The organism is Silvibacterium acidisoli, from assembly GCA_022870745.1.
Taxonomy (GTDB): domain Bacteria; phylum Acidobacteriota; class Terriglobia; order Terriglobales; family Acidobacteriaceae; genus Silvibacterium.
In genome coordinates this window covers 5186648-5212639 of sequence record CP085323.1, presented here as the reverse complement: position 1 = coordinate 5212639, position 25992 = coordinate 5186648, and the positions used below count along the sequence as shown (strand labels likewise).

The 25992-nt window shown below is 57.4% G+C and carries 18 protein-coding genes; 5 read left to right on the top strand and 13 right to left on the bottom strand.

Going from position 1 to position 25992, the window contains the following annotated elements:
- Window positions 1-6: 6 nt before the first annotated feature.
- Window positions 7-1593 carry a carboxylesterase/lipase family protein gene (locus LJD29_RS21270; protein ID WP_446743588.1) on the top strand — a complete coding sequence of 529 codons (1587 nt, stop codon included), beginning with the start codon at window positions 7-9 and terminating at the stop codon, window positions 1591-1593.
- Window position 1594: 1 nt separating this feature from the next.
- Here the strand turns inward: LJD29_RS21270 and LJD29_RS21265 are convergent, their stop codons facing one another.
- From LJD29_RS21265 to cyaY, 3 genes are all read right to left on the bottom strand, one after another.
- Entirely contained in the window at window positions 1595-2551 is a 957-nt protein-coding gene (locus LJD29_RS21265) for a hypothetical protein (protein ID WP_446743587.1), read from the bottom strand.
- A 162-nt stretch (window positions 2552-2713) separates the two neighbouring features.
- On the bottom strand, window positions 2714-3697 hold the full coding sequence (locus LJD29_RS21260; RefSeq protein WP_446743586.1) for an aldo/keto reductase: 984 nt from the start codon (window positions 3695-3697) through the stop codon (window positions 2714-2716).
- Window positions 3698-3792: 95 nt separating this feature from the next.
- A complete protein-coding gene (gene cyaY / locus LJD29_RS21255; RefSeq protein ID WP_446743585.1) occupies window positions 3793-4128 on the bottom strand; it encodes an iron donor protein CyaY in 336 nt (111 codons plus the stop codon).
- Window positions 4129-4272: 144 nt separating this feature from the next.
- Here cyaY and LJD29_RS21250 point away from each other — a divergent pair, with 144 nt between their 5' ends.
- Window positions 4273-5139: a hypothetical protein gene (locus LJD29_RS21250; RefSeq protein ID WP_446743584.1), complete on the top strand. Its 867-nt coding sequence runs from the start codon at window positions 4273-4275 to the stop codon at window positions 5137-5139.
- Here LJD29_RS21250 and LJD29_RS21245 read toward each other — a convergent pair.
- The 5 genes from LJD29_RS21245 to LJD29_RS21225 all read right to left on the bottom strand — a co-directional run bounded on the left by LJD29_RS21245 (window position 5117) and on the right by LJD29_RS21225 (window position 17589).
- Window positions 5117-7675, bottom strand: coding sequence for an ABC transporter permease (locus LJD29_RS21245; RefSeq protein WP_446743583.1), 2559 nt, complete (start codon window positions 7673-7675; stop codon window positions 5117-5119). The genes LJD29_RS21250 and LJD29_RS21245 overlap by 23 nt on opposite strands.
- 154 nt (window positions 7676-7829) lie before the next feature.
- On the bottom strand, window positions 7830-11171 hold the full coding sequence (locus LJD29_RS21240; protein WP_446743582.1) for an outer membrane beta-barrel protein: 3342 nt from the start codon (window positions 11169-11171) through the stop codon (window positions 7830-7832).
- A 406-nt stretch (window positions 11172-11577) separates the two neighbouring features.
- Window positions 11578-13161: a sulfatase-like hydrolase/transferase gene (locus LJD29_RS21235; RefSeq protein WP_446743581.1), complete on the bottom strand. Its 1584-nt coding sequence runs from the start codon at window positions 13159-13161 to the stop codon at window positions 11578-11580.
- Between the two features lie 102 nt (window positions 13162-13263).
- Entirely contained in the window at window positions 13264-16359 is a 3096-nt protein-coding gene (locus LJD29_RS21230) for an efflux RND transporter permease subunit (protein WP_446743580.1), read from the bottom strand.
- Between the two features lie 27 nt (window positions 16360-16386).
- Window positions 16387-17589, bottom strand: a complete 1203-nt coding sequence (locus LJD29_RS21225; RefSeq protein ID WP_446743579.1) for an efflux RND transporter periplasmic adaptor subunit — start codon at window positions 17587-17589, stop codon at window positions 16387-16389.
- Between the two features lie 481 nt (window positions 17590-18070).
- Between LJD29_RS21225 and LJD29_RS21220 the strand changes: the two genes are divergently transcribed.
- Together LJD29_RS21220 and LJD29_RS21215 are read left to right on the top strand one after the other, a co-directional pair.
- Window positions 18071-18973, top strand: coding sequence for a sensor histidine kinase (locus tag LJD29_RS21220; RefSeq protein WP_446743578.1), 903 nt, complete (start codon window positions 18071-18073; stop codon window positions 18971-18973).
- A complete protein-coding gene (locus LJD29_RS21215; RefSeq protein ID WP_446743577.1) occupies window positions 18970-19749 on the top strand; it encodes a LytR/AlgR family response regulator transcription factor in 780 nt (259 codons plus the stop codon). The genes LJD29_RS21220 and LJD29_RS21215 overlap by 4 nt, the downstream gene beginning before the upstream one ends.
- A gap of 4 nt (window positions 19750-19753) precedes the next feature.
- Here LJD29_RS21215 and LJD29_RS21210 read toward each other — a convergent pair whose 3' ends face one another.
- The 5 genes from LJD29_RS21210 to LJD29_RS21190 form a co-directional block, all read right to left on the bottom strand.
- A complete protein-coding gene (locus LJD29_RS21210; RefSeq protein WP_446743576.1) occupies window positions 19754-20488 on the bottom strand; it encodes a YqcI/YcgG family protein in 735 nt (244 codons plus the stop codon).
- Window positions 20485-21201, bottom strand: a complete 717-nt coding sequence (locus LJD29_RS21205; RefSeq protein WP_446743575.1) for a sterol desaturase family protein — start codon at window positions 21199-21201, stop codon at window positions 20485-20487. The genes LJD29_RS21210 and LJD29_RS21205 overlap by 4 nt, the downstream gene beginning before the upstream one ends.
- A 360-nt stretch (window positions 21202-21561) precedes the next feature.
- Window positions 21562-22578 carry a YncE family protein gene (locus tag LJD29_RS21200; RefSeq protein ID WP_446743574.1) on the bottom strand — a complete coding sequence of 339 codons (1017 nt, stop codon included), beginning with the start codon at window positions 22576-22578 and terminating at the stop codon, window positions 21562-21564.
- Between the two features lie 214 nt (window positions 22579-22792).
- Entirely contained in the window at window positions 22793-24184 is a 1392-nt protein-coding gene (locus LJD29_RS21195; RefSeq protein ID WP_446743573.1) for a sensor histidine kinase, read from the bottom strand.
- Window positions 24181-24861, bottom strand: coding sequence for a response regulator transcription factor (locus LJD29_RS21190; RefSeq protein WP_446743572.1), 681 nt, complete (start codon window positions 24859-24861; stop codon window positions 24181-24183). Before LJD29_RS21190 ends, LJD29_RS21195 begins: the two co-directional genes overlap by 4 nt.
- Before the next feature lie 410 nt (window positions 24862-25271).
- Between LJD29_RS21190 and LJD29_RS21185 the strand changes: the two genes are divergently transcribed.
- The gene (locus LJD29_RS21185; RefSeq protein WP_446743571.1) at window positions 25272-25844 is read left to right on the top strand and encodes a DUF308 domain-containing protein; all 573 of its coding nucleotides are present in this window, start codon (window positions 25272-25274) and stop codon (window positions 25842-25844) included.
- Window positions 25845-25992 lie beyond the last annotated feature (148 nt).

Sequence of the window (25992 nt, the reverse complement as noted above, 5' to 3'; positions counted from 1 at the left end):
AAATTGATGATTCTGCGCTCGCTGAAATTTCTGCCGCTCGCTTTTTCACTCGCCGTGCCGCTGGCTCACGCCGCTGACCAGCTCCAGATCAAGACGGACAAGGGCAAGGTTGAGGGCACCTACACTGACGATCACAAGGTCCGTGCCTTCAAGGGCATTCCGTACGCTGCACCGCCGGTTGGCGACCTGCGCTGGCAGCCGCCGCAACCGGCTGCGAAGTGGAACGACACCTTCCAGGCGAAGGAGTTCGGACACCACTGTATCCAGACCGGATCGTTCGATGACATGGCCTTCAAGGACGCGGGCGAGAGCGAAGACTGCCTGAACCTGAACGTCTGGGCCCCTGCAGATGCGAAGAAGGGCAGCCTTCCGGTGATGGTCTGGATCTATGGCGGTGGCTTCCAGGGTGGCGGCGCATCCGAGCCTCGTCAGGATGGTCAGTTCCTTGCGCACAAGAATGTCGTCGTGGTGTCGATGAATTACCGCCTTGGCGTGATGGGCTTCTTCGTTCATCCTGAACTGACCGCGGAGTCGAAGCATCATGCCTCCGGCAACTATGGCTTGATGGACGAGGCTGCAGCGCTGGCCTGGGTCAAGAAGAACATCTCTGCCTTCGGTGGCGATCCGAAGAACATTACGATCTTCGGCGAATCGGCCGGATCTTTCGCCGTCAGCACCCTGATGGCGTCTCCGCTCTCAAAGGACCTGATGCAGAAGGCCATCGGCGAGAGCGGCGGCGCATTTAACAGCGCGAGCCTCGCCTACGAAGCGCGCGAAGAGCGCGAGCAGGACACGATAAAGTGGGCGCAGAAGAACTTCAACACCACCAAGCTCGCCGACCTGCGCAAGCTCTCCCCCGCTGATCTTGTGAAAGCGGCGAACAGCCATCTCGACGGTGGGGAGCTGCGTTTCTCTCCGGACGTGGATGGCTGGTTCCTGCCTGACTCCGTGCCGAACATCTTCGCCGCAGGCAAACAGGCGCATATTCCCGTGCTCGCCGGCTGGAATAAGGATGAAGTACGCAGCGGACTGCTACGCATGAAGCCTGCCATCACCGCCGACAGCTACCAGACGAAAGAAGAAGCCGAATTCGGTTCGAATGCGAAGAAGTTCTTCGAACTGTATCCGGGCAAGACGGACGAAGAGGCGCAGCAGTCAGCAGGGGATTACGCAGACGATCGCTTCATCGCCTACTCCACCTGGCGCTGGCTCGAAGCACAGGTGAAAACCGGCAACTCACCCGTCTATCGCTACAGCTTCGATCTGCCTGCTCCGGACGACCACTTCCATGGCGTGAACCCGCTGGCTTTCCACTCCGATGACATCGAGTATGTCTTCGGCACGCTCGACTCGCGCGTCGGCGCGAAGATGCGGCCGGAAGACTATGCATTGTCGCAGCAGATCCAGGGCTACTGGACCAACTTCGCCCGCACCGGAGACCCGAATGGCGAAGGCCTGCCAAAGTGGCCGACCTACAATGCCGGCGGAAACTGGATGGTGATGCATCTGGACAAAACGTCAGAGGCAAGGCCGGATACGCAGCGCGACCGCTATCTCTTCCTCGATAGCGTCTGGTCGACTCCGAAGCAGTAAGCTAGTCCTCTTTATGTTTGTGCCCGGCGACCTTCTCGTAGTCGGGCACAAACACAATCAGGCCCATATCGGCGAGGGACCGCGAGTATCCTGCTTCAAGCTGCTCGTGGTAGTGCGCCAATGAGAAATCAAAATAGTTCGATGGATCCTTATCGACCAGCTCGAGGTCGACGTCTTCCATCGTCAGCTTGCCGAAGCGCATCCGTCCGCCGCGAAAATAGATGTAGTTCGGCGCATTGAAAGCCGGCGGCTCCACGCTGCTGCCGGACGGCCCGAACACCTGCACCAGCTCCTGGCCCTCAATGCGCACAGAGGTCAGCTTGCCGAGCACCTTCGGCGGCGGAAAGATGGAGAGCAACGGCAGGATGATGTCATCGTCCTGCACCTGGTACTTCCAGCCGCGCTTCGGCTGCGCAACCTTCGAAAGTTTGATCCCCAGCGCGTCAAGCACGCCTTTTTTAATGATCCCTGCCACCGTGATGTCGGTAAAGTGCAGGCGAATTCTGCTGGCGCCGGCAAGACTGACGGTCGCTTTGCCTTCAAAGGGTAAGCCTAGTTTTTTCTTCAGGTGTCCCTTTACGACGATCATGCCATCTTCGAAATGCAGTTGCAGATCGCTCAGCGGCGACTCTGAATGAGGAAGCACGTATTCGTTCGCCAGACGCGCGAGCTGGTCATCGCGAAGACGGGTTTCACCGGAAACAATCTGCAGGGTAAAAGACTGTACTTCATCGAGGCTCACGGTCTGGCTATCGCGAGGCACCATCCAGCCATCCATTTTGGGCACACGTACAGTGACATCATCGAGGACGTGGAAGAGTCCATTTTTCATCTCGACGTGTACAGCTCCACGCACGGGCGCGTTCTGCGGCACAGCCGGCGGTTTCGCGGGCTGCTGGGCGGAAGCTGTCGCTGCGGCGATACAGCTCAACTGCAGCACCCGTACGAACCTGGTCAATCGCTTCTCCTGGGGAAAAATATCCTTACATGCGGCTACTGCGTATAGCCCTTTGGATGCAGGATTGGAGATGCGGCCCGGGAGTTTCCCAAGTGACGGAAAGATTGTGGCCAACCGTTCATCCAGATGAAACCGGATGAACGGTGGCTGCGGTCAAGTAGTTCAGGAGTGGCCGAGAACCGGATGCGGCTCGTAGGGCTCTTCGAGTGCCTTCACATCGTCTGCAGTGAGTCTGATCTCGAGCGATTTCAGGGCGTCCTCGAGGTGGCTCATCTTGCTCGCGCCGATGATCGGGGCCGCGATGCCGGGTTTTGTCAGCATCCACGCCAGCGCTACCTGCGCATTATTCACGCCGAGCCGCTGGGCAATTTCGGTGATGCGGTCGACGACGGTAAAGTCTGAATCGCGGTAGTAAAGCTTGTGCGCGAAGTCATCCGTCTTCGACCGAAGCGTCTCGCCCTTCGCCTCTTTATTGCGATTGCCTGCAAGAAAGCCGCGCGCGAGCGGGCTCCACGGAATCAGCCCGATGCCTTCGGCCTGGCACAGCGGAATCATTTCGCGCTCTTCTTCGCGATAGACCAGGTTGTAGTGGTTCTGCATGGTCACGAAACGGGCCCAGCCGTGAGTCTCCGAAACGTGCAGCATCTTCTGGAATTGCCAGGCGTACATCGATGAAGCGCCGATGTACAAGGCTTTTCCGGCGCGAACCACGTCGTTGAGCGCCTCCATCGTCTCCTCGATCGGGGTTTCCGGATCGAAACGGTGAATCTGGTAGAGATCTACATAGTCTGTGCCGAGGCGGCGCAGGCTGTCGTCGATGGCATGCATGATGTGCTTGCGCGACAGGCCCTTCTGATTCGGGTCGTCGCCCATGGGATTGAAGACCTTGGTGGCGATCACCACGCGATCGCGCGATGGACCGAAGTCTCTCAGCGCGCGTCCCAGGATCTCTTCGCTCACGCCCTGCGAGTACATATCCGCGGTGTCGAAGAAGTTGATGCCTGCTTCAAGCGCCCGCTTGATGAATGGGCGTCCCTCTTCTTCTTCAAGCACCCACTCGCGCCACTTCTTCGACCCGTAGGTCATGGTTCCGAGACAGATGCGCGAGACCGTAAGGCCGGTCTTGCCAAGTTTCACGTATTCCATAGTTTCTCCGGAGAACAGTCTTTCTCTTGGATGTATGGAAGACGGATAAGACGCCGCCGGATGTTTCAATGCATTCGATTTGGAGGGGAATGCGGCTAGTCGAGAGTGACCGAGCCGCCGCCAATCTGCTGGTTGATGAGCTTTGCCACCAGGGGCTTCAGGGTCAGCGCATCTTTCGGGGAGTAGAAATCGTTCTCGGCATCGGACCAGTCGAGCTTGAAGCTGGTCGAGAGCGCCGAGATCCAGATTTGCCGCGCCGGGGTATTGGGGGTGATTACAAACTTCGCGGGCGGCTCCTCAAAGACAACGTTCAGCACGCCACCCTGCTCCTCGACCTCGAATTCGCCGGACTCCTCGGCATCGATCAGGCTCTTCTTGAGCGCGTTTACGGCGTGGTCGGAGTGTTTGCGGAAGGCTGCTTCATCGATCATGCATCCAGTGTAACAACCGGCGCGGCGGTCCATGGGGATTACCTTTGTGTGGTAATTTGCACAATTTTTACTGCATTTCATCTTCTGTTTTGCAATGCAGAACGCGAACGATGCCATGCTCATCTCATTGAGGTGAACCGAACCATGCTTACTCGCGCATCTTTCGTCGCCGCTTTGATTGGCTTTGCGTTCGCAGCACAAGCCCAGGGACCCACGCCCATTCAACCCGTACAGCAGCTTGTTCGTGACGTTGTCTACAACGAAATGCAGGATCGCGGAAGTGATAGTTTTTGGGAGTACCGGAGCGCGCGCGTCGCTGGCGCACAGAACCTCGTTCGTGAGCAGGTCGAGACCTCGAATGGTCCGATCTTTCGTGTCCTGACCGATCACGGCACTCCGCTGAGCCCCACGGAGCGCGACCGGGAAGAGGCACGCATCGATGACCTGGTGAAACGCCCGGGAGCCATGGACAACGTAGAAAAGAGCCATCTGCAGGACGAAGCACGGATGCGCAAGATCATGGAGATGCTACCGGACGCATTTCTTTACGAATACCAGGGCAATCCACAGGGCGATGTTGTCAAGCTCGCATTCAAGCCCAATCCATCCTTTGTGCCCCAGGGGTACGAGGCCCGCATCCTGCATACGCTCGCGGGCACGCTGACGGTGAACCAGCGCCAGAAGCGCCTGATCAATATGAAGGGAACAGGGACGGAACGGGTGGACTTCGGTTACGGAATCCTCGGTCACGTCGAAAAGGGCGGGACTTTTGAGATTGGGCGCGAGCAGGTGAGCGATACGCACTGGAAAACGGACCTGGTGGAGGTCCACGTAGAGGGGAAGATCCTGCTACTCAAGAACGTGACCCACGATCAGCGCGAATCACGTTCGGATTTCCACGCAGTGCCTCATGACATCAGCCTCGCGGCGGCCAAGCAGTTGCTCGATACCGCCGCCGAATCTACCAATGTGGCGCAGGCTGGAGGCTCTACTCGGCGCGTAGCGCCTTAACCGGATCGATCGAAGCGGCGCGCTGCGCGGGAATGACACTGGCGAACAGAGCACAGATGGCGAGCGCAAGGACAGAGATGGTGAGCACGAGCGGATCCCATCCTTTGACCTGGTAGAGCTGGTTCGCAATCAGCCGCGAGCAGCCAATCGAGATGGGGATGCCGATGGCCAGGCCTAGCAGTATCTGCGCGAAAGCTCCGCGCAGAACCAGGCCGATCACGCTGACACGGTTAGCGCCGAGCGCCATGCGAACTCCGATTTCGCTGGTACGGCGCTCGACCGTGTAGGCTGTCACGCCGTAGAGTCCAACAGCGGCAAGGATCAGGGCGAGGATTCCGAAGAGCCCGGTCATCTGCGCGACCGAACGCCTCTGATCGAGACGGTTCGCAACCTGCTGGTCCATGGTGCGAATTTCGATCAGGGTGAGATCAGGATTCACATCGGCCAGCGCCTGGCGCACCTGCGGTTCAAGATTGGTAATATTGCCGTGCAGCTTCAGCACGGCTGCTTCAATCAGGTGCGTGCGATCCTCCACGTTCTGCATCATCGGGATGTCGTACTTGACGTGCTGGGCCAGCGGCACGAAGAAGAGCGGACGTCTCCAGTTGCCGGCAGGGTCGGTGTAATTGGCTTCCCGCACGACCCCGATAATCTCGTAAGTGCCGCTGTACTGCGGTTTATCCAGTCCGAAATGCGCGCCGATCGGGTTTTCGCCCGGCTTGAAGAACTTGCGGATAAAGGCCTCGTCGACGACAGCAACCTTCTGCGTAGCTCCTGAGTCCTGCTCGGTGATGCTGCGCCCGCGAAGAATCTTCTGCCCCATCAGCTCCAGGTAGCCCGCGCTGACGTGGTCCCAGGACGATCCCTGATCTGTGTTCACGTCCGGTACGCCATGGCCTTCGCGGATCACCATCTCGCCCCAGTTGTCGGTGAACGGTGTGTATTGTGCAAGCGCCGCGCTCTCCACGCCGGGAATGCGCGAAAGCCTCTCCTGAAGCGCCTGGTAGGTTGCATCGAGCTTTGCATAGGGATAGCCCGAAAAGGGCGTGCCCAGCGAGATGTTCACGCGATGATCCGTCTCGAAGCCGAAGTCCTGGTGCTGCATCTTCTGCAGGCTGCGCGTGAGCAGACCCGCGCCTGCGAGCAACACGATAGACAGCGTTGCCTGCATGATGACCAGGATCTTCTGGGGAAGGCTGGAAGAGTCGCGTGTGCTGCGGTTCGCGCCGCGCAATGCTTCCGCGGGATTCGCATGCGAAGTGATCCACGCAGGGGCGGTGCCGAAGAGCAGTCCCGTAACAAGCGAGAGTGCAAATCCGAAGGCGAGGATCGGTAACGATGGAGACGAATCGATCGGAACGTAGTGCGCACTATGAAAGGCGAGCGCGACGATAAGCTTCACGCCGCCGTAGGCGACTACCAGCCCGGCGAGCCCTCCGAAGAGCGCAAGCACCACGCTTTCCGTAAGCGATTGCATGATGAGACGCTTGCGCGAAGCACCGAGAGCGAGTCGTACCGAGGTCTGAGGACGGCGCGCGGTTCCGCGAGCCATCAGGAGATTCGCGATGTTCGCGCAGGCGATCAGCAGCACGAGGCAACACACGGCAAGCAGGATATGCAGGCTGTCAGAATAATCGGCCTTCATGGTAGCCACTCCACCGCCTGCTGGAATCACGGTTAACTTCTGCTTGGGAGCCATGGCTTTGATCTGCGGCAGATATTCCTTCAGATCCTGCCCAGGGAAGTCGGTTACCCACCAGTTCTGCAGGATCGCCGTAAGCTTGCCGTCCAGACCTTGTATGCTTGCGCCCGGTTTGAGGCGTCCGATGATGCGCAGCCAGGAGTTCGTCTGCTTGAGGATCGAGCTAGGACCTTGCAGCAATGGCTCCTGTTGCAGTGGAACATAGAGCGCAGGCGGATCGCTGCGAAGGGTCTCGCTATAGAAGCCCGGCGGCGTGATGCCGATGATGGTGACAGGGTGACCATTCAGCACGAAGGATGAACCGATTACGCTCGGATCGCCACCATACTCCTTCTGCCATGCGCGATAGCTCATCATCGCGACCGGTGTCGCCGAAGGCTGGTCATCGGAGGGGATCATGATGCGTCCCGCGAAGGCTTTGATGCCGAAGGTCTGGAAGTAATTGCCGGATACGAATTCGCTGTTGAGCGGCTTGGCGACGTGATCGGTCTCGCTGCGGCGCACGCTGAAACCAGCGCCGCCGGCCTGGAATGCCGCTACCTGCTCAAACTGCGGCGCGGCTTCGGTGAAGCGCTTGTAAAGCTCGTAAGGGAACATGCCCCACGGATCCTGCGGACCGTTGTTTACGCAGCAATCGTTGCCCTGGCCGATGCGATAAAGGCTTGATGGATCGACCACCGGCAGGGACTTGAGCATCACCGAGTGGATCAGGGAAAAGATTGCCGTCGTAGCCCCGATACCGAGGGCCAGCGTAAGCATGGCTGCAAGGGTGAAGACCGGGGACATCTTCATTTGCCGAAGGGCGTACGCAATATCCTGCCGCAGTGTCTGCATCGTCGTTCCTCTGGCGGCAGTTACGGAGGCAGGATGGCCGTAGTTCCGTAAAAAATGTTTTTGTGATGAATGGTGTCGCCGAGGATGGTGAGAGGCGCAGGCAGGAATGAAAAAGACCGGGAAGCCGCGTCGATTCGGCCTCCCGGGTTGGGAATTAGAAGGAAAGGTGCGCGTTCAGCTGCATGGTGCGGCCGCCGACCGTAACCTGGGAGATGTTCGTTCCCGTGTTCTCGATGGTGGTTACTCCATTCACTACGGGGCCGGGCGTCAACGACTGGTTTGGCGGCCCGAAGCTCGGGTGGTTGAAGGCATTGGTGCTATCGGCGCGGATCTGGAGATCGATGCCCTCACGTATCCGGAAGGTTTTTCCAGCAGAGAGATTCACGACTGAAAGTCCGGGACCGACAAGGCTGTTGCGATGCATGTCACCGAAGGTGCCGTTAGCAGGCACTGCGAATGCAGAAGCGTTGTACCAGTTCTCAATCGTGCGATGTTCAGGCCGTGTATTGCCGACGACATTGGGGTACCAGTTGCCGGCCTGTGAGTAGGAGTTGTTCGGACCGCCGACGTATACCGTGTACGGATTGCCCGAGTTGAAGATCATGGTGGAAGAAACCTGCCATCCGCCCACTGCTTCATCAAGCCAGTTGCTCTTGTTCAGGAACATCTTGCCCTTGCCCACAGGCAGCTGATACACGATGTTGCCCTTGAGAGCGTTCCGCGCGTCAAAGTTCGATGAGCCATAGTTGGCCGAAGGCTTGTAAGAGCTCTGGTAGATCTGCGTTCCGCCGATGCCGCCTTCGGCAGCAGAATCCTGATCGTCGAGGAAGTGCGACCAGACGTAGTTGAAGTTAAAGCTCAGGCCGTTGGTAAGGCGCTTGGTGATTGAGGCCTGCAGAGAGTTGTAGTTGGAAATAGCGTTGTTGGTGCTGCCGCTGATGCTCTGGAATGCGGGATAGGGGCGGCCGTTCGGCGTATCGTTCGCGCTCAGCTGGCCTTCGGGCACCTGGTTGATGTCGACCGGGAAGCTGAGGTTAAGTCCGTGGCTGGCTACGTAGGCGAGCTCCGCCACGTAGTTGTTGCCAAGCGTACGCTGCACTGCAAAGTTCCACTGGTAGATCTTTGGAACCGGTGTGTGGAACTGCGTGTAGGTTGCGCTCTGTCCATTCAATGCTGCCGGGTCGGTTGTCGGACCGATGTAAGGCAGGTTCGCTCCGGTACCGGAAAGCTGAACCACTGGCGTGATGCCGTTGGTCTGATCGGCGGAGCTGCCCTGGGTGATCGAGGCATTGCCCAGACCAGCGCCGTAGGTGTTGGTGCTCCAATCATAGGAGTACACACCGAAGCCGCCGCGAACCGTGGTGCTCGGGTTCGGTGACCAGTTGAAGCCTACACGCGGAAGCACCGTGCCAAGCACATCGGCATTCAATGCATGACGGCCATTGGCTGCGGTTGCCGCATACCAGATGGCGCCATTCGTGCCGGTCGCTGGATTCAGGACATTCGGATCGAAGGCCGCGATGTTGTTCTTGACCTCGTTCCAGCCGTGCATGATCTGGTAGCGAACACCAAGATTCACAGTAAGGTTAGGCCGCAGCTTGATGTCATCCTGAACAAACATCTGCGGCATCTTCATGCGCGCACCAAACTCGGGCTGCACACTGGCGCTCCATGATTGGGAATCGCCTAGCATGAAGTCCGCATAATCGTAGCCGCTGGCGCTGTCACCGACGGTGGATTGCGTATAAGCTCCGTTGAAGCTGAAGTTGCCCGGCGTGTACTTGTTGCCGTTCACTTGGTTGGCCTGCCACATCAGGAACTCGCCGCCGAAGTGGATGATGTGCTTGCCGCGGATCATCGTGACTACATCGGACGGGTCGTAGACAAATTCCTTCTGGAAGACCTGGAAGCCAGAGTTCAGGTTGTAGCAGCAGATTCCGCTGAAGTTGAGGGTAGGGAAGAGATCGGCTTTGGCGAACTGCCAGCCGAGCTTCGCCGGGATGCCCTGGTTCAGAGACTCAGGAATGTAGTAGTTCAGCTCCGAGGTGAAGCCCATGCGCGCTTCGTTGATCGTCGTCGGGCTGATGTTCCATACGTCGGAGATCTGTGCAGCATTGCTATCCACATCGCCATCGACGCAATCCATGGGGCAGAAAGCCGAGCCGATTCCGGCATTGTAGGTCGGGTTATCGCGCTGCGTGTCGGTGATCGTCAGGCGGTTGTTCGACGTTACGTCATAGTCGAGGCGGCCAAAGTACTTGGTATACGGCAGCTTCACCAGCCCGGAATAGTAATAGTTCGCGTTCGGAGTAGCCTGGTTCGGTGTGCCGGCATTCGGCAGGGGATAGTATGCCTGCAGTGCCTTCGCGACCGGATCCTGCAGGTTCGCCGGAATCCTGTTTCCGTATCCCTCGTCCTGGAAGGAACGGCGGGTCAGAACACCATTGACGACGGTCTGCGTCGTCGGATCGTAGAGCGTCGGCAGTCCGGTAAAGTCACCGTTACGCATGGCCTGCGTCGGTACGGTGATGAAGCCGTTGTAGGTTGTATTGTTGTTCGTCTTGTCGAAGTCAAAGAAGAAGAACATCTTCTTCTTGAGCAGCGGGCCGCCGATCGATCCGCCGAAGTTGTTGTAGCGGATCGGAACCACAGGGATTACAGAGCCGAATCCATAGTTGGCCGCGTTCAACGCATCGTTCTGGAAGTATTCGTAGGCCGATCCATGGAAGCTGTTCGTGCCGCCCTTGCTGATCTGGTTAAATACGATGCCGCCGATGCCATACTGCGCCGAGAAGTTCGACGTGATGACCTGGAGCTCGGAGACTGTTTCGAAGATCGACACATCGGCATTGCCGCTCGAAGGCAGCGTCGTCACCGCGCCGTCCGCAAGGATCGCGCTGTAAGGCAGGCTGCCGTTGGCCGATACATACTGCTGCGGATCGTTGCTGCCCTGCCATCCATTCGAAAGGGAAGTACCCTGCGTGTTGCCCTGAGCGCCAGGCAGCAGGATGGAGAACGACTCCCAGTCGGTGCCAACGTTCGGCAGCTGTGACATGGCTTTCGAGTCCATGGTCGTCGACTGCTCGCTGGTTTCAGTGTTGAGCAGAGGAACATCGTCCGTGTTCACCACCACCTGCTGGGTCGTCGAGCCTACGGTAAGGGAAGCGTTGACCGTTGTGGTGCCCACCTGCAGCGTGATTGGGCCGCGAATCGTCTCGCCGAAACCATCCTTGGTGAAGGTGAGTTTATAGTGTCCGGCGATGATCGATGAGGTATCGAAAAGCCCGTCCTGATCGGTGATGTAATCTTTTGCAACACCGGTATCAACGTTTAATACCGACACCTTGGCGCCCGGGATGAGTGCACCGGAGGTGTCCGATACCGTGCCGCGAATGTCGCCGGAGTTCGTGCTTTGTGCATAGGAATGGCTGACGGTGCAGGCTGCGAAAGACAGCGCAAGCGCACCCATGGACAACAGAGATTTCAACCTGCTCATAAAAATTACTCTCCAGAAACAGCGAACTGTGGAGTCTTAAAGTAAAGATCGTTTGATCGAACCATGGGTCGAGCTGCTGGCGAGTGGAGTCACCGGCCAGGTGAGCGCATGTGCGAGACGGTGTCATGCCTCGCGGTATACAGAATCGTGACGCAGTCGAGCTGCATGGGTCAGTCTCAATGCGTGCACTGATTTAAAGCGCTGGTGACATACTTTGTCAACCTTAGTTAAAAACTTTGATGAGGTTTCTAAAGTTTCCTTTATAAGGGAGCTGCGTATGAAGCCGTTTCGGGGCGCAGCGATACGTCAGCCAATGCTCCGCTGTGCGGATGCAAGCCGGAAACGTAGGCCGTGGGGTGCCCCACGGTTTTTGTAAGTGATCTTTGACGCCGCCTGGACGTCAGCTCTAGCCTTCTTCGCCGGCCCTTGCATCCGGTCTGGGATCGGTACGGTGATAGCCCTCGGCGAGCCCGGCGCGGCTGCGCTGCTCGATCTGGTTAGGGTCCTGCCCCAGCTCCGTGACGAGCGTTCTGTGCATGGCCTCGATGCGCTGCCGGTGTTCTGGTTTGGAAGCCAGGTTGTGCAGCTCCTTCGGATCATCCGCGAGATGATAGAGCTCATGCTCGTCCGGATGGCCGGCATCGATCACGCAGTGGTAGACATACTTCCAGTCGCCCTGCCGCACCATCCCGTAGCCACTTGCCGTGAACTGAGCCCAATACTCGCTCACCGCGAGATCTTTCCACTTGTGATTTGGGTCGTCCATCCAACTCACCATGGAGGTTCCGTTCCAGTCTTTCGGTGCCTCGCCCTCGCCGAGCTCAACGAGCGTCTGGACGAGATCCAGGTGCGAACTGGCGCCCTTTCGCCTTTGTCCGCCTTTCCAGCGTCCGGGAAAGCTGATGATCAATGGAACGCGAGTGGCGGTCTCGAACATGTTGTTCTTCCACCACATGCCGTGCTCGCCCATGTTTTCACCGTGATCGCTGCTGTAGATGACGATCGTGTTTTCGGCAACAGTCGGGTGCGCTTCGAGTGCAGCCAGGACTTTGCCGATCTCATCGTCAACCCAGTTCGTCAGTCCGTAATAGCATTCGCGGCCTTGCTTTACGACGGATTCAGGAACGCCAAGCTCCTGGAAGCCGGCGCGTTGCACTCTGTAATTCAAGCTCAGCGAATCGAGGTAGCCCGCCGGAATCTCCGGCATAGGCACTTTGTCCTTGTAACGGTCGAAGTACTGCTGTGGAACGGTCAGTGGAAAGTGGGGCGCAAGATAGCCGACGAACAGAAACCAAGGCTCTGCTGCATCCTTATGCTGAGCAAAAAAGTCGAGAGCGCCGGCGGTGACCTTCTGATCGTGGTTCATGATGCTCGAATGATCGCCGGGATGGAAGGATTCAAAGCGGTCTGAGAGCTGGTCTTGAGTGAGGTGGGTTGGTGCGTCACGGTGACCTTTGCCGGTCTTGTAGTTGTTATTGAAGTTTCCGCCCCACTCGATGAAGCCGTAACGCCGGGTGTAATCGTAGTGCTGTTTGCCGCATAGATAACTCTTATAGCCGGCAGCGTTCAGTACGCGCGGCAAAGATGGGATGTTGGCATCCGGCAGTTCGCTGGTGAGTCCCCAGGTATCGACGCGTGAGCAGTACTTTCCGGCCGTAATCGACGATCGAGAGGGTACGCACAACGGCGAGTTGCAGTAGTGCGTGTCAAAGGTGATACCCCTGGCTGCGAGCGAATCCATGTGCGGCGTATGAACCAGCTCGTTGCCGTAGGCTCCGGTGATGGCGTAGTTGTGCTCGTCAGACATGATCCAGAGAATGTTTGGCTTGCTCGCTGTCTTTTTCGTTTCCGCCTGCGTCGAATTGCTAGCCAGGGCTGCGGTCACTGTACCCGCAGCGGCTCCGCGCAGAAACTGACGGCGTGATACTGAGCCCACATCGAATTTCATTCCTGTCCCCGCTACAGCCATAGATTCGTTTTCTGAAGCCATACGTAGCGCTCCAACAACAGCGTAACAAAGCCGGAACGGAGTATCAGCTTTGGGACGCTCTATGCCATGGGAGGCGGCGGCCTTCTTGTAGCGTCCTGTTTTTCAGCTTCGCGAAATGGTCTCGGGGGTCGCTTCGGCAATGAACCCTGGCAGGCTCGAGGCCGGTCTCTTTGCGAGCGATGCGAGGCTCAGGTAGATCACCGGTGTGACGTACAGGGTGAGTAATTGAGACAGGAGCAGGCCGCCAACAACTGCTATCCCCAGAGGCCGGCGAGCTTCTCCGCCGACTCCCGTTGCCAGAGCCACAGGAATCGCTCCGAGCAGGGCGGCCATGGTTGTCATCATGATCGGGCGAAAGCGTTGGATGCAGCCCTGGTAGATTGCATCCGCCGGTTCAAGATGCTGCTCCCTCTGGGCCTGCAGCGCGAAATCCACGATCATGATTGCATTCTTCTTGACGATGCCAATGAGCAGAATCATTCCCAGGAAAGAGTAGAGGTTCAGGTCCTGCCCGCAGAGCAACAAGGCGAACACTGCGCCGATCGCAGCAGGCGGCAGGCCGGAGAGAATCGTAATGGGATGAATAAAGCTCTCGTACAGAATCCCCAGCACCAGATAGATAACCATCACAGCGATGACCAGCAGCAGCCCGAGGCCTTTCAGGGAACTCTGGAACTGGGCGGCTGTTCCCTGGAACGCAAACGACAGGGTAGCAGGCATGCCGATGCTCGCTGCGGTGTTACGGATGAGCGTCGTTGCTGTGTCGAGCGAGGAGCCGTGGCGAAGATCGAACTGGAAGGTCACCGCGGGAAACTGCCCGGCATGATGGACTGTCAGCGGCGCAACGGTCTCTTTGCGAGTTGTCACGGCACTGATGGGTACGAGGCTTCCGGCGCTCGAGCGCAGATACAGGCCGTCGATCGCATAGGGACCCCGCTGGTATGCGTCCGACACGCCGACGATAATGTCGTACTTGCGCGAGGCGACGGTAATTGTGCTGGCGATGCGGTTACCGTAAGCGTCATAGAGCGTATTTGCGATGCGTTCGGGATCGACTCCCAGAGACATTGCAAGGTCGCGGCGGATATCCACGTTAACGCGTGGCGAGCTGATTTTGAGGTCGGTCGAGACATTGTTCAGTTGCGGTAGCGTATCCAATGCTTGTTTGAGCCGGGGAGCCCAGCGGTAAAGCTCATCTGCATCCGGCCCTTCCAGGATTGCGGAGTATTGCGAACGTCCCTCGTCCTGGCCGAGACTGAGGAAATGATCCTGCCGCAGATACACTTTCAGTCCCGGAATGCTATCGAGCTGCTTCTGCAGCTCCGCCATGATGACCTCAGCGCGAGGGCGCCGTGGATCATCGGATAAGTTCACGTGAAGCCATCCGCCATTGACGTTCTCAATCCCGGAAAGGTTACTCGACATCCACGGCAGCTTCCGCATCGCGGCATTCACTCGTTCGCCGTAATGAATCATCCGTTCCAGGGACGTGTTCTGCGAGGCTTCGAGCTGTCCGCTGAAGCCGCCCACATCCACATTTGGCATGAAGCTCTTGGGCATGTAGACAAGCAGGATGAGGGTAAGCAGGCTCATCGCAATGCTGGCTCCGGTGGTAATGCGCGGATGGTGAAGCACCACGTCGAGCGAGCGGCGGTAGAGGCCTTCCATATGCCCATACACGCGTTCTGTCCATCGACTGAATGCGCTTTCTCCATGGTTGCGTTCGCCCAGATAGCGGCCGCACAGCATGGGCGTCAACGTAAGTGCGGTAAAGCCGGAGAGCAGGATGGAGACGGAGATTGTGACGGCGAACTCCCGCAGGAGTCGCCCCAGGACACCGTTGAGAAAAAGAATCGGCAGGAAGACCGCAACTAATGAGACGGTCATGGAGATGATTGTGAATCCAACTTCAGAGGCGCCGTCTTTCGCGGCCTGCATGCGGCTCTTTCCCATCTCGCGATGGCGAACGATATTCTCGATCATCACAATGGCATCATCGACGATGAAGCCCACCGAGAGCGTGATGCCCATCATGGAGAACATGTCCACGGAGTAGCCGAGCAGGCGCATGGCAATAAAGGATCCCAGGACAGACACAGGAATCGTTGCCGCGGCGATCAGTGTCGAGGAGACTGTTCCGAGGAATGCGAAGATGACCGCGACCACGAGCACGATGGTGATGAGCAGTGTTTTGTTAACCTCTGCAATCGCATCACGAACGGTATCCGCTTCATCGGCGACCTTACCTACAGTGACACCTGGAGGAAGTGACGCAGCCAGTGTGCGGACTACTTCTTTCACATGGTCCGCCACTTCGACGGTGTTCACTCCGGGCTGCTTGCGCACTGCAAGGATCACGCTACGTCGGCCATTGATCCAGAAGCGGCTCCTGTCATTGCTGGAACCGGCTGCTACCGTCGCTACCTGGTCAAGACGCAGGGGCGCGCCATCGCGCCACGCCACAACGAGATTCGAGAACTGCTGGGTGGTATTCAACTGGCTGTTCGTCTGCAGCGAGTAGTCGTGCGCGTCGCCATACAGCGTACCTGAGGGCAGGCTGGTGCTGTTTGTAGTGAGAGCCGCGCGTATCATCTCGAGGTCGAGCCCGTGGGCAGCAAGGCGCGCAGGATCAACCTGCACACGAATCGCCGGCCTTTCGGGTCCCCATACCGGCACCTGGGAAACTCCGCTGACCATGGCGATGCGTTTGGAGAAGACATCGTTTGCATACTGGGCGAAATCGTCCAGGTTCATTGTCGTCGATGACATTTCAAGCCATAGAATCGGCGAATCCGTCTGATTCACCTTAGAGTACGCAGGCGGGGACGGCATGTTTGCCGGCAGGTCGCCCTGAGCGCGGGCGATGGCGGCCTGAACATCCTGCGCGGCTGCGTCGATGTTCCGGTTGAGATCGAAGAGAAGGCTGATGTTCGTCTGCCCCATCTGGCTCGAGGACGTCATACTGGCCAGCCCGGGAATCATCGAGAAAGTGCTTTCAAGCGGTGTGGCAACCATTGAAGCCATCACATCAGGATTCGCTCCGGGCAGATTCGCCGACACATAGATGCTGGGATACTCAACCTCGGGCAGATTGCTAACCGGCAACGAGGTGTAGCTGAGGGCTCCAAAACCGGCGATGGCCGCAGTAACGAGCGCCGTAGTCGTGGCGTGTTCGATGAAGAAGTTCGTGATGCGCATGCTCGTGCCTCCGTGTGTTCGTCTGAATCACGAGCCCTGGTTGCCGAGAAGGGCTACACGCGCTCCGGCCGTGAGCCGAAGTTGCCCTTCTGTCACGACGAGATCGCCGCGCCGGAGGCCGCTGGTGATCACCGCCATCCCCTGCGCATCCTGCGGGGCATAGACACGCTCAACAGAGACCGGAGTCATTGCGGCGCGACCATCATGAATCACCCACGCATATTTCCCGTCGAGCCCGTCCTCGATGCATGCGTCAGGAACGACTGTCTTCGCCTTTTCGAGGCGCAGGCGAAGACGCACGTGAACGAACTCTCCAGGCCATAAGCCATTGCCCGTATTGGCGAAGGCCGCCTTCAACTGGATTGCTCCAGTGTTCGTGTCTACGGTATTGTCGATAAACGCAAGCCGCCCTGTCGCATGCACACCCTGGTCGTCTGTCGCCTCGACCGCCAGAGCGCCCTGCGCGTTGAGGCGCTGGATTTCAGGCAGCGATTGCTGCGGCACGCTGAACGTTGCGTAGATGGGAGCCAACTGCAGCAATGTGACGAGCGTCGTGTCCGCGCCGTTAACCAGGTTGCCCTCCTTCACAAGAACAGCACCTGCCCGTCCGGAGATAGGCGCATCGACACTCGTCAGACTCTGCTGAAGCTCGAGCTCCGCAAGCCGTGCCCGGTCTCCTTTCAACGTGGCTTCGGCTGCGGCCAGTGAAGCTTTGTCGGCTGCGAGCCCGGCACTCGCGGTATCCTGCGCGGTAGTCAGCTGATTCACCCTCTGACCTGAGATCACACCGAGTTCCCCGAGCTTGACTGCGATTCCAGCCTCCGAACGGCTCTGCTTCTCTGAAGCCGCGTCACGCGCCAGGACGGCTCGAGCTTGTTCCTCCATGGCGGCATCCCGCTCTTCTGCTGCTTTCTGTTCGGCGGCCTGCCTGTCCAGAGCAACCCGATCGATCGTGAACAGCAACTGGCCTTTTGTAACGTTCTGACCTTCTGTAAAAGCCACGCGTGCAATGGGGCCGGTGACCCGGGCTCTAACGGAGACGCTGTGAATCGCCTCTACTGTTCCTACTGCGGCAATCTCGAAGGGCACATCCCGGACATCAGCGCGCACAGCACGGACCGGCACGCCGTTTGCCGCCTGGTCCTCTGTCTTCGCTGATACACGTTGGCAGCCGCTGATAAGCAGGCATCCGGTTAGAACACACGTCGAGAGCTGTGCGATTCGGTTCATGGCATCGGACCTCGTCTACAGGATCTGTACCGCGATAGGGCGATGCCAGCGGAATGCAGCGGGAGAGGCGGCCTTTGCAGGGAAGCCCTCGTGGCGGCTGCACGACGTCGCGCACCTCGACAGGAAAGCGCCCTTCCTTGCAAAATCTGCAGGGTTGGCTGCAAACTTCTGAAACCGGGCGGGAGTTGAGAAGATACTGGTTGGAAGGACATGGTGCCGTCTGCAAGCCTGGTATGCACGGTCCGTCTGTATGGAGGCATTCGGGATGAATGCAATCGACGCTATACAACAACCTGTTCCACTGTCGCAGTCAACAGATGGTCCGCGCCGTGAGGTCCATGCCGGTGGACACCTGTTTCCGTACGGTCTGGCCATGTGCCTCGCTGCGGCGACGGCCAGCGAATGCCATTCTGTCACACACATTCCATCATTGATTTATGGCAGCGTATTCTGGCTTTGGTGGGCGTGCATAGCAAGTGGCATGTGGGTCCTTAGCCGCCGGTTTCCTATCGCTGTAAGCTTTACCCCACGTTCTATTTCGATTCATCTGCTCATGGGCTCACTGCTTGCGGGTACTCATCTCTTCCTGCTCTGGAGCCTCGGTTTCGTTCTTGGATGGGACGAAGCATCGTCGAAGATGATGTGGCGCTATCTCATGAACCTGAACCGCTTCGGCATCGAGATATTGATCTACGGTTTCGTCTTTGCTATCACCGGCGTCATGCAGGCACGGCTCCGCGCGCAGAACGAAGCGATTCGCTCTCTCGAACTGGAGCGTCAGCTATCTGCAGCGCAGCTGCACGCCCTGCAGATGCAGCTCGAGCCGCATTTTCTCTTCAACACGCTGAATGCCATTACTTCTCTCGTTGAGTTTGGGCGCCAGCAAGAGGCTTCGGAGATGCTTTCTCATTTGAACAGCATTTTGAAGTCGACTCTGCAGCGCAGCGCTCCGCAGAAAGTTCCCCTCTGGCAGGAGCTGGAGATCGTCGAGAACTATCTGGCCATTGAACAGGTTCGTTTCGCAGATCGCTTGCGTTTTGATCTCAGGATCGATCCCGAAGCTTTGAACGGACTGGTGCCTTGTTTCCTTCTCCAGCCCATCATGGAGAATGCGATTCGCCATGGCGTAGCGCAATGCGAGGATGCTTCATGTATTGAAGCGTCGGCGAAGCTTGAGGGAACGCAGTTGAAGTTTCGTGTTTCGAATACCGTTCCCGACGTCTCTGTGAAGAGTGAATCGAGCGGTCACGGAATCGGCCTGAAGAATACTCGCGAGCGGCTTGCGCACTTCTACCCGGAGCGGCATGCAATGACCGCCCAGGCCGTCGAGTACGGCGAATTCGAAGTGGCCATAACCATACCCTACGAACCGAACCTGGGATGAAACTGAAAGCATTGATTGCCGACGATGAGCCGCTGGCGCGTGAGCGGCTTCGCTATTTGCTTTCGAGCGATGAAGCGGTTGAGATAGCAGGCGAATGCCGAAATGGCCGCGAGGTCGTCTCGGCCTTGCGCGATGCATCGATCGACGTACTCTTTCTCGATATACAGATGCCGGTTCACAACGGATTTGAGGCGCTCGCGCGAACTGAAGCTTTAGCCTCGCCGGCCGTTGTGTTCGTCACGGCGCACCCTCACTATGCGGTCCAGGCCTTCGGTATTGAGGCGATTGATTATCTTACGAAGCCTGTTGAAGCGGAACGCCTGAGTGCAGCTGTGACCCGTGTCCGCGAACGGCTGGCAGCCGATCGTGCGCTCGCCACGCAGGAGCAACTCCGATCTGTGCTGGCGGGACTGGCTGACGCCACGAACTCAGAGCGGTATCCCACGCGTCTGCTCGTGCCGAACGGCGGCAAGGACACGTTTGTAACAGTCACGGAGATCGATTGGGTCGAAGCGGCAGACTATTATTGCTGTCTTCACGTTGGGCCAAAGTCCTTCATGCTGCGTGAAACGATCAAGCAGATGGCCTGCACACTCGATCCCCGAAAGTTCGTGAGAATCCATCGCTCCATCATCGTCAATGTCGACAGGGTGCGCGAGATCTTTCATGCCAGTCGCAGTGAGGGCGCAGTAGTTCTGCACAGCGGCTTGAGGCTTAGGATGAGCCGGAAGGGATGGCAGGATCTGATCGCGTCTCATGGAAAGCAGATGCGATAGACGCTCATTTCTGACGTGGATGAAAGGGGCAACGACCATCCTCAGGCGAGTTGTCATCCGCGAGCACATACTGTTTCCACTCGCGATTCGTGTCTTGTCCATAGAGGCCGATATCTGGATGGACAGGCATACCGTCATACGTCAGCATCCGTTTATGTATCCGCCGGCGCACTTCTCCGGAAATCGGCTCGGATGTTTCCGGGTCGATAAAGAGGACACGCGGTTGGAAAATGAGGACCATTCCGTCGCCCAGGTTTCTGCTGCCACGTTGCCGGTAGGTTGGCGATGCGCCAACGACAAACATCTCGCAGCCGTCGAAGGAGAACTCCCACAAAGGATCTTCCGGCTCCCGATGTGTCGTAGATGCTTCGTCGTGATCGCGAAGAAACTGCAGGGCGGACCAGAAGCGATAAGTGAACTGAGTATGATCGGTCAGGCCCGGGTCCGGCTTGAAGAAGGCGACCAGGCTTGATCGCTCATGATCCCTTGTTTGAATCAGGTGTACGAACTGGCTCATATTCCTGACGAAGGGTTTGAGAGAATCGAATGAGACGAAGGTATAGATCATTTCGCCGCGAATCTCGGCTGTCTGTCCAAAAAAACAGGGATAGCCAGTCTCACGAAGTTTCGCTCTGTAGTCGTTGTAGGCCTTAAGCTTCCAACTCTCCTTCGGCTCTATTCCTAATTTTCCGTGATCCAGAACCCTGTTCGCCCATGCTGCTACTTCAACAAAACTCATTGCGCAGTCCTCACTACCTTGCTTTTCCTGCCGCGATGGGCCAGGCGAAGCATGCGGCGAAAGCCCGCGGCCTGCTGCTGTCCCCAGGAGCCGCTGACCATCACGACCTCTGCCCCTGCATCGCCGGTCTCGATGGTGTTGTCTCCGAAGCGGGCTGTTCCGAAAGCCATATCCCACCATGGCAGCGCTGTGCCAAAGTTGCAGCTCCGTCTGCCTGCTGCCTTGAGTGCATGATGCGTGCGGTGAAAACGCGGTGAAATGAGGATGCGCTCTCCTAGCCATCCGTAGTCGATCCGGGTATTCGAATGGGCAAGGCTGCCTACAAACCTTAAGCAAAGAATCAGAAATGGAAACTGAAAGGACGGAACGCCGATCGCGACGCCTACAGCGATAAGCCACACATATGTGATTGCATCTTCGAGAACATGCGAGCGTTCGTCAGACCAGAAGGTCATTTGATCTTCTGCATGGTGGAGGGAATGGATGCCGTACCACCATCCATATCGATGCGACAGGCGATGCTTCCAGTAGTCGGCCAGGTCGAGGAGGGCGAAGTTCGCCAGGAAGGCAAGTGCTGGCCACCATGCCAGTCCCGGAAAAAGCGAGACCAAAGATGGCGGATGTATGGAGTGCCCTAGAAGAAATGCTTCGTATCCTCTTCGAAGCCAGTCGAACTCAAAATAGGCAACCAGCGGGAAGAGAACAGTTCGCACGAAAATCGCGTAGGTTACATCTGCTGCGACAGAGTTTCGCCTGGTCCAACTGGTGAGCGGCCGCCACCACTCAATGAATTTGCCGAGAGTGATGCTGATACATAGTTCAAGGACGCCGCAGCCTGCAAAGAAGAGCCAGAGCGATGCGGCACGACTGTATTGTTTAAGGCCTGCACTCTCCAACAAAGATTGGAGGGAAGAAACAATGCAATCAACGCCGATCGCCCCTATCGACTGTGTATGAATTGCTGATAGGACCATGCCGTTTGCTCCTGCATACTCACTTGTAGGCGTGAGCAATGCTGAAGCCCAGCTACTTGCAGGGAAGGTTGGCACTTCTGCAGTGAGCGCCCCGCTTGCTCACCGCCCGGCTTCAAGGATCATGAACGTGCCCGGCTTCGGTTTGGGCCTGCCAGTGGTCGCTGGCTCGAGCTCGGCGGTCGGCAAATAAATGCGATGATTTGCATGATCGAATCCCATCGTGCGGGCACCCGCGGCGGTCTTTAAGACCTGCTGCGCATCCCATTTGCCATTCGTTTCACCGCTCACGGTAAGGGTCCCATCTCCACAACTGGCAAATGCCTGTCCATTGTCGAAGGCCGTTGCATCCACGCCAGCCCCGATCGGAATGGCTGCTTCAATGGATCCGGTCTCCGTGTTCATGACTACCAGTTTCTGGGGATTTCTCGCGCCGATGAAGAGCCTGTGATGCGGTGCGTCAATTGCCATTCCCACGGGATGCCCCGCTGGTTTCACAGGCCAGCGTGCAATCACTTTGCGGGAGTGTAGATCGACGACTGCCACAACGTCCTTGTCTTCAATGTTGACGAAGACTTTGCCGGCTCCGTCGGTTGCAAGAAACTCAGGCGAACCGCCGAGCGCAATCGGAGGATCGATCTTACCGTTCTTTGGATCAATGTCCGGCTTGAAGGTCATCAGGGCACCACCGTCGCCTGATACTGCAAGGACGCGATCAGATTTTGCATCGTAGATGATGCCGTCGGAGTCAGGCATCGTCGGAATCTTTCCCAGTACCGCATAGGTTTTCAGATCGAAAACGACGATCGAACCTGAACCGCCTCCGTCAGTGATGAAGCCCCGGCCCAGGCGGGGAACAATCGCGACACCATGCGATCGGGTCTGGCCGGGAATATCACCCAGAACCTTTCCGCTATCTGTACTGATCGCCATGGTATGTGTTGAACGGGTTACAAAGATGCGATGTTCAGGCGCATCGACTGTTACATAATCCCATCCACCTTCTCCACCAAGGTGAAAGGTGTTCTTTACCTTCCACTCGTTCTGGGCTGATGCAAAGGGAACTGTAATTAGAAGCATGAGTCCTGCCTGCAGGAGTGAAGAACGTAGCTTGAACATGCATTTCTCCTTCGATGTGTAGCGCTTTTAGGCCTGAGATGGCCGAAGTTGTGCCGGCCAGCTTATGTGAGATTAGGGCCGTGAGCTTAAGCCAGACTTAAGGAGGGATTGCCAAAGTTGCGTTGAATTCACAAAGGGGAATTCAGGTAAAGGAAGCAGCTTCAACGGACGACGAAGAGTGTTGACCTGGACGCAGTCTTGCTTGAACGGCTCGTCACTCGATGGGACGCCGGCAGGGAAGCTCGACATTCACTACCGCTCCTCCATCGGGGTGATTCGCGATGGTGATGGTGCCGCCCGATCTGTCGCAGATGGCTTTGCAGATCGACAATCCCAGACCCGTCCCGCCCCTTTCGCGGTTGCGCGATGCATCGCCGCGATAAAACGCGTCAAACAGGTGAGGAAGATCCTCTTCCGCAATGCCTTCACCGTGGTCGCGCACGCCCAGCACCATGCGGGCACCGGTTCGCTGCGTCTGTACCTCAACAGCTCCGCCACGGGAGTGCTGCAGCGCGTTGACGAGAAGATTGGAACAAAGCAGGAAGGCATCTTCCTTGCTGAGGCTGACCAGCAGCGCACCGGCGTGCGGCGTATGCACAATTGAGCACTGTCTCAACTCAGCTAATGGCCGACTTTGCCCGACCGCTTCTTCGATGATTTCAGTGAGGTTGCTGACCTGGTGCTCGTCCATCGGGGCCTGCTCAAGGCGGGCAAGAGTCAGCATCCTGAGAACCGAGGTCTCCATTCGGCTGATGTCATTCAGACCGGCACGAATACCATCCTCATATTCTTCCACTGTCCGCTTCCTCATACCGAGGAGCTGAAAGGAGGATTTAATCACTGCTAAATCCGTCTTCAATTCATGTGCTGCGTCGCTGGTAAAGCGTCTTTGTTGTTCAAAAGATCGCTGCAGCCGGCTAATCGTCTTCTCAATCGCGAATGACAGAGGGCGCAACTCAAGAAACTGCCTGCTGCTCGGGGGAGCGTCAAAAGTCCAACGCTGGACGTCGATGTTCTCCGCGGCATTGGCGAGTTCCCGGATCGGATGAAGGAACCTTCGTATGATCCAGGTGAGCAGCGCGGCAGTGATGCCGAGAAATGCGAGGGTCGCAAGGCTGAAATATCGTGTTGCCTCGAAGACGGAATGCCAGGCTCGCCCTTCGGGAAGACCATAGATAACCGTCACCTGATGATCGACCGCATTGGCTCTGCCCGGATCGATAATGCGCTCTCCTTCGAGCTTGTAGAAGCCGTAGCTGCGACCATCCAGGGCCAGGTGTTTGCTCGTGTCAGGCTTCAAGTCGACCGTGGGCAGCGAACCTCTGGTACCAAGAACATGACCGCCATCTACAGCAACGCTGAAGGTCGCCCTGGGCGGAAGGTTAAGGCCACGAAGATCGAGCAGGACGCTTCCATCGCTGGTTGCCGCTTCCTGGACGGCGCCCAGAAGCGCGTTCGCTCCTGCACGAAGGTTGGCATCGAATGCCTCGAACTGAATCCGGCGCTCGTGAATCGTAATGGTGCCAATCAGGACAAACGCAGCCAGGAACTCCAGCAGAAGAACGGAAAGGATAATTCTTCTGGTGAGTGAGGAGGTGACGGTCATTTGGAACCGCCGCTGCGAATTCTGTATCCGCGATGTCTCAACGTTTCGATGATCGATTCCCCGGTTGGGGAGATGAGCTTTCGACGTAGATTCGACATGTGCGCTTCGATCACATTCGAGTGATGCTCCCAATCGTAATCGTACAGGTGCTCGAGGAGCTCCTTCTTTGAGACGACGATCTTGGGTCGATGAGCGAGACACTCCAGTATTCGATACTCGGTTGGTGAAAGGTCGATGACCTGGCCATTGCGGGTGACGGTTCGCTGCACGGTGTCGATGGTCAGGTCGCCAGCACGCAATTCGGGCGAGGAGACGCCCGCTGAACGACGTATCAGGGCTTTGCTTCTTGCGATCAGCTCCCCAAGATCGAATGGCTTCGCGAGATAATCGTCCGCGCCCGCGTTCAACAGGTCGATGATCCAGGTCTTACCTTCCTGCGCTGTCAGAACCAGCACGGGGGTATGAATACCCTTTTGACGCAGCAGCCTGAGCAAAGTCTTTCCGTCACGTCCGGGCAGCATCAGGTCCAGAACGATCAAGTCATACAGATCCTGTTCCGCGTAATGAGACCCGTCAAGTCCATTTGCCGCGTGATCGACGGCGAAACCAGCCTCCCTGAGCCCGGAGGTCAGGTTTTCCGCGAGACGGACCTCATCCTCTACCAGTAAAACCCTCATGATCCACCTATTTTCTACCCGAATGCTTAATTGTCGCTTAAGAAGACAGTATTCCGGAGAGTACACCCCTGTCGTTCCACTCCCGGCAATGCGCGGAGCGGCACAGGGAGCAGGAACCGCAGTACCTTATTCGCCGGCTGAGCCTTGCACGAAAAACCTGTAACCAACCCGACTAGTTGGTAGTCTTACATGCATGCAAGGCAACAGAACGAATCCTCCATGCGGGGACTGCTCAACTGATAGGCCGGGGACCTTCAGCCTTGAGCGGTGCCGATATCGCGGTGCCGTTAAAAACTTCAAGTGTTGGCAACGGCGCGTCGAGTGTCAGACTTCGTAGCGTCTGAGCGGCCAGGCATTTCAGGTTTTGTGTAAATCCAAATCTACCAACTAAAAGGTAAATAGATCACGTCATGGAAACATTTTCAATCAATTCGACACGTTCGTTGCGTAACCTCTACTTCGTCCGCACAGCTTTCCAAGTGATTTGGGCAGTAGCCATCATCACTATGGCCAGCACGCAGCCTCAACTCGCTGCCATACTCTTTTTAATTTACCCACTCTGGGACGTCACGTGTACGGTATACGACCTCAACACATCCAGCCAATCCGGTAATACGCGCACATCGCAAATCATAAATGCAGTCCTGGGACTAGCGGCTGCGGTCGGCATCGGTCTCACAGTGTTTCACCAGCCGATCTACTCGGTTGCCATCTTCGGCGCGTGGGCTCTCGGTGCAGGAGCGCTCCAACTCATTGCCGCTCTGATTCGCCGCAAGCAGGAGCTGGGCGGACAGTGGGCGATGATCCTGAGCGGCGCGCAGTCAACGCTTGCAGGCGTCGCCTACCTGGTAGGCGGTCTTCACGATAAACGCCACATCAAGGATGTGGGAGGCTACGCCATCTTTGGAGCGGTGTACTTTCTCATGAGCGGAATCCTGGTCACTCGAAAGCTCACGGAGCTTTCGACAGCCGAGGTGAATTAACAGATTCAGCTTCTACGTGGATATGCCTAAGCAGCGAAGTAAACTACCGCCCGCCAGCGACTGCCACCGGAGGCGCTGCGCCGCCGACGAAACGCAACAGTACTTGCAGCCGAAGGCGATGGACGCTGCCAGGAACACACCACGAAGC